This is a genomic window from Tunicatimonas pelagia, from assembly GCF_030506325.1.
GTDB lineage: Bacteria > Bacteroidota > Bacteroidia > Cytophagales > Cyclobacteriaceae > Tunicatimonas > Tunicatimonas pelagia.
Genome location: NZ_CP120683.1, coordinates 3,116,581 through 3,129,114, shown reverse-complemented (window position 1 = coordinate 3,129,114; position 12,534 = coordinate 3,116,581). Strand labels below are relative to the sequence as shown.

At 44.1% G+C, this 12,534-nt stretch carries 15 protein-coding genes; 10 read left to right on the top strand and 5 right to left on the bottom strand.

Translation table 11 applies throughout. The features are described from left to right. Nucleotides 1-12 precede the first annotated feature (12 nt). Genes P0M28_RS13370 through P0M28_RS13355 form a run of 4 tightly spaced genes read left to right on the top strand, consistent with a single transcriptional unit; the run spans nt 13 to nt 2,228 of the window. The gene (locus P0M28_RS13370; RefSeq protein ID WP_302210412.1) at nt 13-576 is read left to right on the top strand and encodes a hypothetical protein; all 564 of its coding nucleotides are present in this window, start codon (nt 13-15) and stop codon (nt 574-576) included. Further along, nucleotides 569-874, top strand: coding sequence for a winged helix-turn-helix domain-containing protein (locus P0M28_RS13365; RefSeq protein ID WP_302210411.1), 306 nt, complete (start codon nt 569-571; stop codon nt 872-874). The genes P0M28_RS13370 and P0M28_RS13365 overlap by 8 nt, the downstream gene beginning before the upstream one ends. A gap of 5 nt (nt 875-879) precedes the next feature. Beyond that, the gene (locus P0M28_RS13360; protein ID WP_302210410.1) at nt 880-1,362 is read left to right on the top strand and encodes a DUF2306 domain-containing protein; all 483 of its coding nucleotides are present in this window, start codon (nt 880-882) and stop codon (nt 1,360-1,362) included. Nucleotides 1,363-1,382: 20 nt separating this feature from the next. Then, the gene (locus P0M28_RS13355; RefSeq protein WP_302210409.1) at nt 1,383-2,228 is read left to right on the top strand and encodes a TMEM175 family protein; all 846 of its coding nucleotides are present in this window, start codon (nt 1,383-1,385) and stop codon (nt 2,226-2,228) included. Nucleotides 2,229-2,237: 9 nt separating this feature from the next. On the opposite strand, the gene P0M28_RS13350 is transcribed toward P0M28_RS13355, so the two are convergent. After that, nucleotides 2,238-2,432: a hypothetical protein gene (locus P0M28_RS13350; protein WP_302210408.1), complete on the bottom strand. Its 195-nt coding sequence runs from the start codon at nt 2,430-2,432 to the stop codon at nt 2,238-2,240. Between the two features lie 283 nt (nt 2,433-2,715). Between P0M28_RS13350 and P0M28_RS13345 the strand changes: the two genes are divergently transcribed. Then, complete coding sequence (locus P0M28_RS13345) at nt 2,716-4,074, top strand: glutamine synthetase family protein (protein WP_302210407.1); 1,359 nt, start codon at nt 2,716-2,718, stop codon at nt 4,072-4,074. A 50-nt stretch (nt 4,075-4,124) separates the two neighbouring features. Here the strand turns inward: P0M28_RS13345 and P0M28_RS13340 are convergent, their stop codons facing one another. Continuing rightward, the gene (locus P0M28_RS13340) at nt 4,125-4,604 is read right to left on the bottom strand and encodes a hypothetical protein (RefSeq protein WP_302210406.1); all 480 of its coding nucleotides are present in this window, start codon (nt 4,602-4,604) and stop codon (nt 4,125-4,127) included. A 1-nt stretch (nt 4,605) separates the two neighbouring features. Further along, nucleotides 4,606-4,986, bottom strand: a complete 381-nt coding sequence (locus P0M28_RS13335) for a Rid family detoxifying hydrolase (RefSeq protein ID WP_302210405.1) — start codon at nt 4,984-4,986, stop codon at nt 4,606-4,608. 144 nt (nt 4,987-5,130) lie between these two features. Between P0M28_RS13335 and P0M28_RS13330 the strand changes: the two genes are divergently transcribed. Continuing rightward, nucleotides 5,131-6,654 carry an NAD(P)H-hydrate dehydratase gene (locus P0M28_RS13330; protein WP_302210404.1) on the top strand — a complete coding sequence of 508 codons (1,524 nt, stop codon included), beginning with the start codon at nt 5,131-5,133 and terminating at the stop codon, nt 6,652-6,654. Here the strand turns inward: P0M28_RS13330 and P0M28_RS13325 are convergent. After that, entirely contained in the window at nt 6,651-8,777 is a 2,127-nt protein-coding gene (locus tag P0M28_RS13325; RefSeq protein WP_302210403.1) for a GAF domain-containing protein, read from the bottom strand. The two genes, P0M28_RS13330 and P0M28_RS13325, sit on opposite strands and share 4 nt — an antisense overlap. A 342-nt stretch (nt 8,778-9,119) precedes the next feature. Between P0M28_RS13325 and P0M28_RS13320 the strand changes: the two genes are divergently transcribed. The 4 genes from P0M28_RS13320 to P0M28_RS13305 all read left to right on the top strand — a co-directional run bounded on the left by P0M28_RS13320 (nt 9,120) and on the right by P0M28_RS13305 (nt 11,494). Then, entirely contained in the window at nt 9,120-9,725 is a 606-nt protein-coding gene (locus P0M28_RS13320; RefSeq protein ID WP_302210402.1) for an IMPACT family protein, read from the top strand. A 23-nt stretch (nt 9,726-9,748) separates the two neighbouring features. Beyond that, nucleotides 9,749-10,486, top strand: coding sequence for a YqjF family protein (locus tag P0M28_RS13315; protein ID WP_302210401.1), 738 nt, complete (start codon nt 9,749-9,751; stop codon nt 10,484-10,486). Nucleotides 10,487-10,556: 70 nt separating this feature from the next. After that, complete coding sequence (locus P0M28_RS13310; RefSeq protein ID WP_302210400.1) at nt 10,557-11,018, top strand: hypothetical protein; 462 nt, start codon at nt 10,557-10,559, stop codon at nt 11,016-11,018. 17 nt (nt 11,019-11,035) lie between these two features. After that, nucleotides 11,036-11,494 (top strand): methylglyoxal synthase, encoded by a 459-nt coding sequence (locus P0M28_RS13305; protein WP_302210399.1) that lies wholly within the window; start codon nt 11,036-11,038, stop codon nt 11,492-11,494. Nucleotides 11,495-11,547: 53 nt separating this feature from the next. Here the strand turns inward: P0M28_RS13305 and P0M28_RS13300 are convergent, their stop codons facing one another. Then, nucleotides 11,548-12,471, bottom strand: coding sequence for a helix-turn-helix domain-containing protein (locus tag P0M28_RS13300; protein WP_302210398.1), 924 nt, complete (start codon nt 12,469-12,471; stop codon nt 11,548-11,550). Between the last annotated feature and the right edge of the window lie 63 nt (nt 12,472-12,534).

The window sequence follows — 12,534 nt, the reverse complement described above, 5'->3', positions numbered from 1 at the left end:
GATTGAAAAAACATGACCGAGGCTGAATCTTGGAAGATCATTCAAGAGATGATTGCTAACTCTAGGGAGAATCTTAGAAATGATGGTTATCTCTACTTACTTTGGGGACAACTGGTATTGGCTGCTAGTATGAGCCACTATTTTTTACTCACCCTCACCGCCTTTGCCTATCCGTACGCAGTATGGCTGCTGATGCTAATAGGGGTCGGAGCTACAATTTGGAAGGTGAGTAAGTACCGAAGGCAGCGAGTAAAAACCTACGTTGGTGTGCTTATGCAAAGCTCATGGCTGGCGGTTTTCATTGGAATTATGATTACACTGGTAGCGGCTGCGTTGGTAACAGGTTATCAAATCGCTTATCCGGTTATACTGCTGCTGTACGGAATGGGTATCTTTATCTCAGGAAGTTTGTTCCGTTTTATTCCTCTAATTATCGGTGGAGTAGGATGCTGGGTAATTGCACTAGCAGCCTATTTCGTGCCCTTTCAAACTCAGTTGTTATTACTAGCATTAGCGACGATGGTAGGGTATATCATTCCAGGATACCTGCTCAAATCGCAGTATAAACATGCCTAGCTTTGCGCCACTCGATCCGCTCTTGCACTCCCAACTTCGGCTGGCAATTATCTCGCTACTTATTGGAGTACAGGAGGCTGAGTTTACTTACATTAAAGAGAAAACGGAGGCAAGTGCCGGAAATCTTAGTGTGCAGATCAATAAGCTAAAGGATGCCGGGTACTTAGAGGTGCAGAAAACCTTCAAACACAATTATCCGCTGACTACCTGCAAAATTACCCGAAAGGGGGTAGAAGCTTTTGAAGCTTACGTCGTGGCTATCAAATCATACATCAACGCCAAACCTAAATATGCTTAATCCTTATGAAAAATTTAGTACATGATCCACTCGGTGCCTTTCACTTGGGAGTAGCCGTTTTAAGTTTGATTACGGGCACTTTGGTTTTATTGCTGCCTAAGGGAAGCGTTAGCCATACGCAAATCGGGTATGTGTACGCCATCTCCATGCTGTTGGTCAACATTACTGCATTTAGCATCTACCGACTGTGGGGAGGCTTCGGAATATTTCATATTGCCGCGGTCGTAAGTCTGGTGACGTTGCTCGGGGGTATGGTTCCGGTACTTACCAAACGACCAAAGCAAAAGTATATGAGTTATCATTTCAGTTTTATGTACTGGTCAGTCATTGGGTTGTACGCTGCTTTTGCCTCTGAAACACTTACCCGAATTCCTGAAACGCCCTTTTTCGGAATGGTGGGAGTGGCTACGTTTAGCATTATGATTACAGCTTCTTGGTACTTTCGTCGCCACAAAGAACAGTGGAACCAGCAGTTTAATCAATCGTAATTCAGCTTAGAAGATAGCACATGAGAATAAGATCGCAACTGAAGAAAGGGGCAATAACATCACCATCAACAAGTATCTATCAGCAACGTGGGGAAGGCTCTTCCCGCTTAGAGCAGCTTAGCGATGGGGTCTTTGCTCTGGCTATTACTTTATTATTGATCTCATCAAAAATTCCGGAAACGAGTGAAGAACTGATTAGCTTTACGGGCGATATTCTGGCCTTTGCGGCTAGCACTATCGTTCTCATTGCCATATGGTATCAGCACTATTTGTATTTTCTGAGATTTAACTTAAAGGATAAGCGCACAGTTGTGCTCAACACTTTTCTATTGCTGGTGGTCTTATTCTATGTCTATCCGCTCAAATTTGTCATCAGTTTTATACTACGCTACTTGGGCTACGGACTACTTATACTCCTTGGAATTGATTTTGACCGGGAGGCTTATTATGCGTTAGTAACTTCGGTATCTAGCTGGGAGACACTACCTACCATTATGATTATTTACAGTGCGGGTTATTTTTCACTAATGTTGGCCTTTGCCCTGCTTTATCGCCACGCTAACCGCCAAAAAGAAGTTCTCTCTCTTACCGATTGGGAACGGTGGAAATCATCTAAAACGATGTTTCAGTACTTTATTCAGGCCGGTGTAGCAATCGTATCAATACTCATTTCTTTAGTGGCCGAATGGACTAATGCCCCTTGGTACGCTGTCGCCGGGGGATTTGCGTATTTCCTGATAGGGGTAGCAATCTATATTCTAGATAGAGTCTTCGAGAAGAAGAAACCGTCGGAAGTAGCGAAAGTACCCGTAGCAATCAGTATAGATTCCGCTGCTACGGATACTTCTTTAGACCCCGATAGTTGATTTTAGCTACTAGCGTCGTCGGAAAGCAGTAGTATGTCGGTTGAAGAGTCTGCGAAATTTACCGGTTTCCATACCTGAGAAAGGAGTGGTGTTTCTTCGTATTCCTAATTGCTCGTTTAGCTCTAAGGTAGCTTTAGAATAAGGAATAGCTGCGAACTCAGTGTCAATAAGTAAAGTGTTGGGGATATTAATTTGCGTTGTCATGGTTATTTAAATTTTTGGGTAAATGTTGATACGTAAAATTTTACGTCTTTGCAATAGTATATTTCAACTGCTGTGCCAAAGCAAAAAATAACCTAAAATGGCGTTAATCGCGTTTTTTGGCTAGGTGATATGTTCGCTATCGGACAGTTTGAGTCCACTCCTGAACAAAAAGGTGTTAAGGTGTTATTGTATTGTAGTGCTTAGGTATTCATGGTTCTAGGTACAGTAAATGTCAAACTCAAAACCTTTAGTACTACAACACATCAATACTCACGCTACTTTTATGACACAGAAAGAAATCAAACAGGCAGTCAACGACCATCCGGCTCACAAAGTAAAACTTGCTATCACTGATATTGACGGCATTTTGCGGGGAAAAGTAGTACATAAAGATAAGTTTATGTCTGTTCTGGATGGGGGCTTTGGCTTTTGCAATGTGGTATTCGGTTGGGATGCGGTAGATACGGCTTATGATAATGCCAAATACACAGGTTGGCACACCGGCTACCCTGATGCTGATGCTCAGCTAGACATCAATACCTTTCGTCAGATTCCCTGGGAGGAAAACCTGCCGTTTTTTCTGGGTGATTTTGTTAATGAGTCGGGTGAAGGCTTAGCTGTTTGTCCGCGTAGTTTGCTAAAAAAAGTTAAACAGGAAGCCCTTGATGCCGGATATGTTCCGCAGTTCTCTCAGGAGTTTGAGTGGTTTAATTTTGCCGAAACGCCCGAAACGCTGAAGGAGAAGTCATTTACTAACATTGAGCCACTTACGCCCGGTATGTTTGGCTACTCGCTGCTGCGTAGCTCGCTGAATAGCCCGTTTTTTAATGATTTGTTTGATTTGCTGCTCCAATTTGATGTACCACTAGAAGGTTTGCATACCGAAACCGGACCGGGAGTGTACGAAGCAGCTATTCTGTACGGCGATATTCTGGAAGCGGCCGATCGAGCGGTACTTTTCAAAACGGGAGCAAAGGAGATTGCCTACCAGCACGGCATTATGGCCACGTTTATGGCTAAACCCAATCAACAACTGCCCGGTTGTAGCGGTCATATCCACCAAAGCCTCTGGGATAGCCACCAGCAAAATAATCTGTTCTACGATGAATCTGCTGAAAATGCTATGTCATCAGTGATGCAAAGTTACGTAGCCGGACAGTTGCATTGTTTACCGCATATTCTACCGATGTACGCTCCTACTATCAACAGCTACAAACGATTGGTGGAAGGAGCCTGGGCTCCCACTACGCTTACTTGGGGAACCGATAATCGGACGACTGCCTTGCGGGTGTTAGCTGGAGGTAAAAAATCTACCCGATTAGAAACCCGGGTTCCGGGTTCGGATGTAAATCCCTATTTAGCATTAGCTGCCGCTTTGGCCAGTGGTTTATACGGTATTAAAAACAAGCTGAAGCTCGATCAGCCCAAAACGGTAGGAAACGGCTACGAAGATGATCAGTACGGAGTGCTGCCCCGCAATTTATGGGAAGCTTCCCAAGCGATGAAAACCTCCGAATTGGCCGAAGAACTCTTCGGAGTAGATTTTGTCGATCACTTTGTCCGTACCCGTGAGTGGGAATGGCGACAGTATGCCCAGACCGTCACCGACTGGGAAGTAAAACGGTATTTTGAGGTAATTTAATATTCGTAGAGACATGACGGTGGCCGCGCCAGTAATCGCACGGTGAACCGTCACGTTCCTACTTGTAACGTATGTTTAATCAACTGGCGGCTAATCTTTACCTGCTTCTGAAAATTGAGCAATGCAATCACGTAATTGAAAATCCCGATTACGATAGCAATGCTGCCGTAGCCGTAGAGTTTCTCGTAGAAAAAAAAGTAGAGTGAAATTAGCAGCGTGAGCACCGACCAGAAGCCGATAAATAGTAAAGTAGATGAAAACAGTTTGTACGATAGAAAGACCAAGCAACCCTTAGAAGTAGGAGCCACTTTCCCGATGATGATCGGTAAAAAGCTATTAGGGCGAGTAATCTTTCGCGAGAGCCGAAACTCATCCGTTTCTACCACTCCATTAAACCGAAAATCTTCTTCCTGCACCGAAAGAGGGAGGTAAGGTTCCAGTGGGCGGGTTACTTGCCGGATTCGCTCAAAAACCTCCTTTCCCGAGTACGGTAGTACCAGAGTTTCACTCTCCGCCGGAAGTAACTGCATATTATTTTACCGCAATGCAAGAAATCTCTACGTTTACATCTTTGGGTAAGCCACTCACTTCAACTGTTTCCCGAGCGGGCGGGTCAGCCTGAAAGTACTGTCCGTAGGCTTCGTTGATGGTAGCAAACTGCCCCATATCCCGAACAAAAATACTGCACTTAACTACATTTAAAAACTGCATATCCGCCTGACGAAGAACAGCTTCTAGGTTTTTCATCACTTGGTGGGTTTCCTGCGTAATGTTATCGGTCAGCAGTTCTCCCGATGCAACATCAATAGCGATCTGCCCCGAAGCATACAGCGTATCCCCAACCAGTATAGCCTGATTGTAGGGTCCAATAGGTGCGGGGGCTTCCGAGGTTTGAATGATTTTTTTAGGCATGATATAGATTGAAAATTACAAATTGAAAAATTATTATCTGTCATTGCTTCCGACTTCGGGCTTCTCTCTTCCGACATTCGGTCAAAACTTTGTTTGGCAAAAATAGTCTATTCAGGTAAACGGCAAACATCTAACCTCTGATCGATGAAAATACTCACGGCTTCTCAGACTCGGCAGGCTGATGCGGCGACGATTCAGCGCGAACCCATTGCTTCTATTGACTTAATGAAACGAGCTTCCCATCAATTTACCCAACGTTTTGTGCAGCAGTTTCCGGAGCATAATTGCCCGGTCTATATTTTTTGTGGCTTAGGTAATAACGGAGGCGATGGACTGGCAATTGCCCGAATGCTTCTGGCGCAGCAGTACGATGTTTCGGTTTTTATCATCGGTAGTAAAGCTGGTTCAGACGATTTTGAGACTAATCTAAAGCGGTTGGCCGATCATCCTTCCGTACATCGGGTAACCGATGAAGCGCAGTTGCCGAGTCTACCCAATTTGAGTATCATCATCGATGCGATGTTTGGCTCTGGATTGAACCGGGCTTTGGAAGGCTTGTACGCCCAAACAGTAGAAGCTATTAATGAAAGTGGTTGTACGGTAGTAGCGGTCGATATTCCGTCGGGTTTGTACGCTGATTCTTCGGTCAATGAAAATGATCCGGTTATTCAGGCGGACTTCACCTACACTTTCCAATTACCCAAACTGGCGTTTCTCCTGCCCCAAAACGAAGTATACGTAGGCAGTTGGGTGACCGTGGATATTAGGTTAGATACTAAATTTTTACAAGAAATCGATACACAGTATCATTACCTTACTCACGATTGGATGAAGGAACTTCGTCGGGAGCGAAAGGTACATTCTCATAAAGGCAACTACGGCAAAACGCTACTGATTAGCGGGAGCTACGGGAAAATGGGAGCTGCTGTACTGTGCAGCCGAGCCTGCGCTCGAAGCGGAGTGGGTTTACTTACCGTGCACGTACCGCGTTGTGGCTACGAAATCATGCAAATCTCAGTGCCCGAAGCTATGGTTACGGTAGACAGGCACCAAGAGTATTTCAGCAGTTTACCCCAGCAAGGTGCTACTAGTTTGGAGAATTACGATGTCATTGGGATTGGCCCCGGTTTGGGTACCGAAGAAGAGACCGTACAAGGACTGGAAGCGATGCTAAAAACAGCTAACGATCGGGGAATGCGAATAGTACTGGATGCCGATGCTTTGAATATTTGCGGAAAAAACCGCGAATTGCTAGAACTCATCCCTGAAAACTCCATCCTAACTCCGCACCCTAAAGAATTTGAACGACTTACCGAAAAAGCTCAGAACGATTTTCATCGATTAGATTTATTGCGGGACTTTTGCCAAAAATACCACGTGTACACCACCCTAAAAGGCGCTCATACTGCAATTGGTACTCCCAAAGGCTCAGTTTATTTCAATAGCAGTGGAAATCCCGGAATGGCTACCGGGGGCAGTGGCGATGTGCTTACTGGAATTCTCACCGCCCTCATCGCCCAAAAGTATGACTCGCTCTCAGCCGCCTTACTCGGAGTATATCTCCACGGTTTGGCAGGTGATCTGGCCGCAGAAAAACGTGCTCAGGAATCACTGATTGCTTCGGATATTATTGAGCACTTGGGGGCAGCTTTCGTATCGCTTCGCTAGGTTTGTTTCGCTTCGTCAGTGCTCACCGCCTGTTGTTCCTCCTGCTGGTCGCGGTGCATTTGCTCCTGAATGGCCTTCATCTCTTCCATATTTTGCCGCATTTCTTCCTCCTGAGATCGGAGTTCTTCAGCTTGTTCCTGCGTTGACTTCAGCAACTGCTGGGTACGTTCATTAGCTTCTAAATTGGCAATATGGGCTCCTATAATTTCTGCAACTTTCTCTACCAGCTCAATCGCGTGGGGAGTAAACTCTCGAAAAGTAGCTAGCTCTAGCACTCCGGTTAATTGCTCATTAGATGTAAGTGGAACTATCAGAATAGCATTAGGGTCGGATTGACCAAGCCCTGATCGGATGGTGATATACTTATCCGGAATTTCGGTTAAGTAGGTTGTTTCTCCTTCTAGGTACGCTTGTCCGAGTAGCCCTTCACCAGGTATCACATCTTTTTCTATAAACTTTCTTCGTTCGTAAGCATAACAGCCTTGCAGTACAAGTACTTCATCTCCCTCTCCCTCTCCTTGCTCTCGGATAAATAGCCCCCCTTGATTGGCACCTACATACTTAACTACTTCTGATACCAACTTGACCGCGAATTCTTGCTTATCCTCGTATTTAGCGCGTACTAGTTCCGAAAACTTCGTAATGCCTTCATTCATCCAGTGACGGTTTTTTTCTTCTTCGGCCATCTCGACTAGCTTAGTCCGCATTTGCAGTAAGGCATTTCCTAGCATGTCTTGTTCGCTAGCTGGTTCAAAGGGTTGGTCTAACTGTCCATCTCCCACCTGAATAGCGAAGTCCCGAGCTTTTCGCAGTTGTTGACCCAGCAGGTTCCCCGCTTGCACTACCTCATTTAACTCATCTTTCGTTTCTACCAAATTGTCGTTGACTTTTCCTTCTGCTAACTGATAGATGAACTGCGTAGGCTTTGCGATGGAATTTTTCATTGATTTGAGTACGTAGGATGTGGCAAAAGCAGCTAACAAGATTACCGCTACTAACATACCGAAGTTAAAGAGCGTTGCCTGATAGAGGGTGTCTTGCAACTGAGCCATATCCGATGCTAGTAGGCTTTCGTTTTGTGCACGTATTGAGCTGATGGCTCGCCGCAATTTCACTCCAGCATTCCTAAGTATGTCAGCAATAGCGTTCATGGTATTGGCAGCATCTTGCTGTCCAGCTACCTGTTGCATAAACTCAGCCAAGGCTTCTTCATCCATTACCCCCTTGTGGTAAACAGTGTTGTTAAGAAGCGACGAGTCGGCGTACGGGGCCGGGGTAACAATCTTTACGAAATCAATATTTGCTCCACTGCTGCCAATTGCTGTCGCGTGCAACGTATGCCCTCCTGCATTGAGCGACACAGGAATAGTCTCAGTAAATACCCACTGCGTCCAAGCCCCTCGCTCAGTTACGGGAAAAGACAGGGCTGAATCTAACAATAGGCTATCTAATTCAATACGAAGAGGGCGATCACTTTTTCCACCGTTGGCATACCTAAACGAAATTAGATGAGTACCACTCCACTCGGTCTCAAATTTCCATTCTACTACATCCTGATCTTTGTTAGTATAATCTGCGTACCCCTTTCCTCGGTAGTTGGCGTGAGTGTAGTTTAAAAAGGCACCTTGCATGTAAGCCTCTTCCGCCTCTATGGTCAGCTCTGCTACGGTATCGGAAGGCAGTGAGTAGTTTTGCTCTTCGGCACTAGCGACACGATAATGCGTTTGGGCAGGATCAGTTTTATTCAAACGAATTGCAGTGTTTTTTTGCGCCTCCAACGTGGCTTGCCACAGACTATCAGCCACATAAAAATCCTGATTAAACTTATTTATGCTTATCTCTAGTTCGGTCAGATCAACACTGTCAGACAAATAACTCTCCAGGCTGTCAAGTTGCTGGAAGGATGCCCAGATAGCAATCTCCTGCGGAAATTGCCCATTTTTGTCTTTAGTCAGTTCACTATGCCGGATTACACTACCTCGCGCTTCCGATACTTGCCCATTTGCTTGGGCAGCAATGGCATCTAACTGATCTCGAATGTACATTCGGGTATCCAGCACATGCCTCATGGCACCTTCCACTTGCTTACTTTGCTGCCACATAGTTAGCGAGAAGGCTAGCATGATTAGCAAAAGAAATACAACTAATCCGGTAATACGCCCTCTCAGGGTAGATAACCTGAACTTGTCTGACCATTTTGACGCTGATCCTGACTCCATAAAAATTTGTAGTAAAGCCGTTCGTTAATACTAGAAAGAATATGCTGCCAGGACAAAGACTTTTGAGCGTGTTTCCTACATAGTAATTTTTGTGTGAGTTTTACCCATCCGGTACGCACCGCAAGTGCCATAAGCAGAATGAATGCTTCACGAAATATTTTGCTATTTTATGAATTCCATTATCATGCATCTGCTGAGGTGAAATCGTAATTATGAACCTCCGTTTGCTGTTTATCGGTTAAAAAAATGCCTGACCATTACTTTTCGCTATCAGACAAATCCGAAGGTTCTTATCGAGAGAAGGGAAGTAAATTTCTGGCGTATGCCTATTCAGTCAGTTCAGAAACTGAGGTGCAGCAACACTTAGCTGACTTGAAGAAACTTCACCATACAGCTCGGCATCACTGCTACGCTTTTGTGCTGAAACCACAACCAGGACAAGAAGAGACCTACCGCGCCAGTGACGATGGCGAGCCTCCCCATTCAGCGGGAGATCCTATTTTGGGGCAGATTCGGTCGTATCGATTGCTGGATGTATTGGTAGTAGTTGTTCGGTATTTTGGTGGAACTAAGCTAGGTGTAGCTGGGCTAATAAATGCGTACAAAACCGCTGCCGCCGATGCGCTGAGTAACAGTGTTATTTTAGAAAAATACGTAGAACGAACGATTAGTGTCGAATTTGATTATGCGGCTACTAGTGCTGTAATGAAAATTATTGACCACTACTCCCTGACTATTATCGATCAGGCTTTTACCGAAATTTGTTACTACTACCTATCAGTGCGACTGCGCGATTACGAAGCGGCTTTAGCAGGCTTCTCTGCGCTAGAGCAAGTGAAAGTAAAACATTGATTTTTTTGACAGGTTAACACCCTATGAAATCAGGTTCACCTAAATCCGCTTTTTTAACCGCCCGGTGGAAGTATCTACTAATGGCCAACTACGCAGTAGATCCATCGGTACTAAAACCCTACGTTCCCCAAGCCACCGAGCTAGACTATTTTCAGGGCAAAACATACGTAAGTATTGTGGGCTTCCGATTTCTGGATACTAAGTTGTTAGGTATTCCGGTACCCTTTCATCGGAATTTCACTGAAGTGAACCTGCGCTTTTATGTCCGCTACCGCAGCCAGCAAGGTTGGCGGAGAGGTACATCTTTTATTAGTGAGATTGTGCCTAAACCTGCTATCGCCTGGGTGGCGAATCTGGTGTATCGGGAACACTACACCTACGCCCCAACCCAATATTGGATTGACCATCAAAAAGATGAGCTAAGTGTTGAGTATACCTGGAAGAAAGGTGGAACCCGTAATTTTATAATGGCAACAGCTCAGCCAACAACAAAGCCATTAGCACCGAATTCTATTGAAGAGTTTATTGCTCAACACTACTGGGGCTACAATGCGTACAGTAAAAAAACTACGTTAGAGTACGGAGTGGAACATCCGGCTTGGTCGTATTTTCCGGTAACTGATTTTGAGGCACATTATCACACTAAAGCCCTTTATGGTTCAGCCTTTGTTCCGTATCTTGAGCGTAAACCTGATTCAGTATTTATTGCTGATGGCTCTAATGTAGTAGTTCGGCAAGGAGGTAAAATTAAGGTGAAATAGCAGAGCAGGTTTGAGTTTCAGTCTATTATTCGCTCCCTACCATTTCTGATTACTTTAAAAGAATGAATTTATGTTTTTAGTTATTCCCGCTATTAAGCGCGTAAAAAAGGAAAAGATGAATCAAAAAATCATAATACTTAGTCTTATTACCGCAGTGTTTTATTCTTGTGATAGGCCAGGTTGCGATACTACGAACAGAATATTTACGACATTTCCGTCAAACTCTTTAGAGTACAAGAAGGAACTGGCTACTCAAATAGAAGAAAATGGTCTTACTTCGCTATCCTATTGGTTTAGTGAATACGTTGAAAACGATGGACAAGAATTTATGAAAATCCATATTCAGGGAGACAATATCTGTGCTGAGGGCTTTTTGTTTGTTAAAGAGTGGGATGAGAAAATTGAAAATATAAGAAGGGTAGAAGGCAAATCGTATAGAGGTGCTGAACTAGCAGGATTGAAGTTCAGCGTAGAGAACCGAGAAGAAGAAGTAAATCTGATTTACCAAAAATTGGAAAGAATTATAGATTAAATAGATACCGTAGGCCGATGAAAAATAAAAAAAACGTGGCTCTGGTAGCCCACGACAATAAAAAGCCTGACCTGCTTGACTGGGTTCGGGAGCACATTGATTTAATGGTAAATTACCGACTGTATGCGACAGGTACTACGGGCAATTTTCTAGAGAATGGAACGAAGGACGTAGGTGCCCTTCAAATACAGAAGCTATTGAGCGGTCCGCTAGGGGGCGACCAGCAAATTGGAGCGAAGATTGCCGAGGGCGAAATTGATTTTCTGGTCTTTTTCTGGGATCCGTTGGAACCGCAGCCCCATGACCCTGACGTAAAAGCACTGCTACGGATTGCCGTCACTTGGGATATTCCGTTTGCTTGTAACCGAGCTTCGGCTAACTTTTTGTTTTCCTCAGCGCAAGAAGCGGACAATTACCAACGGCAAGCCCCCGATTTTAGTGATTACCTTCAACGGTCGGTACACCAAAAGTCATAAAAAAACCCCGGTTTGCTCGGGGTTTAAATTAATTCACACAGTAATTTGATTTTCTAGACGTTCATCAAAGATTCGCGACGGCGCATTTTTCCGGCCGGAATACCGAACATCATCTTAAACCGACGGCAGAAGTAAGCAGTATCTTTGTACCCTACTTCTTTACCGATTTCGCGGATGCTCTTTTTGGTGGTGCGTAGCAGATTAACCGCGTGTTCCATTCGTTGGTATTCAATATAGTCTTGCGGATTAATACCCGTCAACATTTTGAAATACTGACCTACGTAATCTTCAGATACGTTAGCTACATTGGCTAGTACCTTGTTAGACAAATCGCCCCCAATATTATTCTTAATGTAAGCAAAAATATCGATCAAGCGAGGGTCTTTAAAGTAGGTGCTATTGGTGGCCAACTGCTCCACAAACATTCGAGTTTCCAGAATGTGGCGAACAATTTCAATTACCAATCGCTCAGTGCTAATCTTAATAATCCGATCTTTCCCTGGAGTCTCCGAGTTGTTCTCGCCCGTAATGTCTTTGATAATCTCTACGATCCTCGGATTATCTTTAATCTCAAACGGAGGAATATCCAGTGAAGCAAAGAAGTTTACCGAATCAAAAACTTTTGCTTCAAAATTAATGAAGCTAAAATTCTCTACCTCAAGTTTGGTGATGTCAGTTGTCTCTAGCGATTGGAAGTATAATTCTTTATTATTGATAAAGTCGTCGTTTGACAAACTTACTGGATCACCCGAACCGTAGGTGACAGACATCATTTTTCCACCGGGAATGAAGAGAATACTTTCGTCTGATACTACATCTTCATCTTCCCCGTAGTGAATTTCACCTCGGTTCAAAATAAGGATAGAATTCTCAACATCGTAATAATTCTGAATCTTGACCGGTTGTAAGATTCTGATATTTTTGGATTTGATAAATCGAACGTTGAGGGATTCAATTATCTTATTATAGTCTTCCATTCGTCTAAATCGCTAAATTTGTGTAGAATATATACGTTTCTCTGGTAGATGTAAGATAATCAA

Excerpts from the sequence above, each read along its gene's own strand:
- P0M28_RS13320 (WP_302210402.1), top strand. The coding sequence starts at position 9,120 with ATGCCTGACCATTACTTTTCGCTATCAGACAAATCCGAAGGTTCTTAT.
- P0M28_RS13330 (WP_302210404.1), top strand. The coding sequence starts at position 5,131 with ATGAAAATACTCACGGCTTCTCAGACTCGGCAGGCTGATGCGGCGACG.
- P0M28_RS13325 (WP_302210403.1), bottom strand. The coding sequence starts at position 8,777 with ATGCTAGCCTTCTCGCTAACTATGTGGCAGCAAAGTAAGCAAGTGGAA.
- P0M28_RS13350 (WP_302210408.1), bottom strand. The coding sequence starts at position 2,432 with ATGACAACGCAAATTAATATCCCCAACACTTTACTTATTGACACTGAG.
- P0M28_RS13335 (WP_302210405.1), bottom strand. The coding sequence starts at position 4,986 with ATGCCTAAAAAAATCATTCAAACCTCGGAAGCCCCCGCACCTATTGGA.
- P0M28_RS13355 (WP_302210409.1), top strand. The coding sequence starts at position 1,383 with ATGAGAATAAGATCGCAACTGAAGAAAGGGGCAATAACATCACCATCA.
- P0M28_RS13315 (WP_302210401.1), top strand. The coding sequence starts at position 9,749 with ATGAAATCAGGTTCACCTAAATCCGCTTTTTTAACCGCCCGGTGGAAG.
- P0M28_RS13310 (WP_302210400.1), top strand. The coding sequence starts at position 10,557 with ATGTTTTTAGTTATTCCCGCTATTAAGCGCGTAAAAAAGGAAAAGATG.
- P0M28_RS13305 (WP_302210399.1), top strand. The coding sequence starts at position 11,036 with ATGAAAAATAAAAAAAACGTGGCTCTGGTAGCCCACGACAATAAAAAG.
- P0M28_RS13300 (WP_302210398.1), bottom strand. The coding sequence starts at position 12,471 with ATGGAAGACTATAATAAGATAATTGAATCCCTCAACGTTCGATTTATC.
- P0M28_RS13360 (WP_302210410.1), top strand. The coding sequence starts at position 880 with ATGAAAAATTTAGTACATGATCCACTCGGTGCCTTTCACTTGGGAGTA.
- P0M28_RS13365 (WP_302210411.1), top strand. The coding sequence starts at position 569 with ATGCCTAGCTTTGCGCCACTCGATCCGCTCTTGCACTCCCAACTTCGG.
- P0M28_RS13345 (WP_302210407.1), top strand. The coding sequence starts at position 2,716 with ATGACACAGAAAGAAATCAAACAGGCAGTCAACGACCATCCGGCTCAC.
- P0M28_RS13340 (WP_302210406.1), bottom strand. The coding sequence starts at position 4,604 with ATGCAGTTACTTCCGGCGGAGAGTGAAACTCTGGTACTACCGTACTCG.
- P0M28_RS13370 (WP_302210412.1), top strand. The coding sequence starts at position 13 with ATGACCGAGGCTGAATCTTGGAAGATCATTCAAGAGATGATTGCTAAC.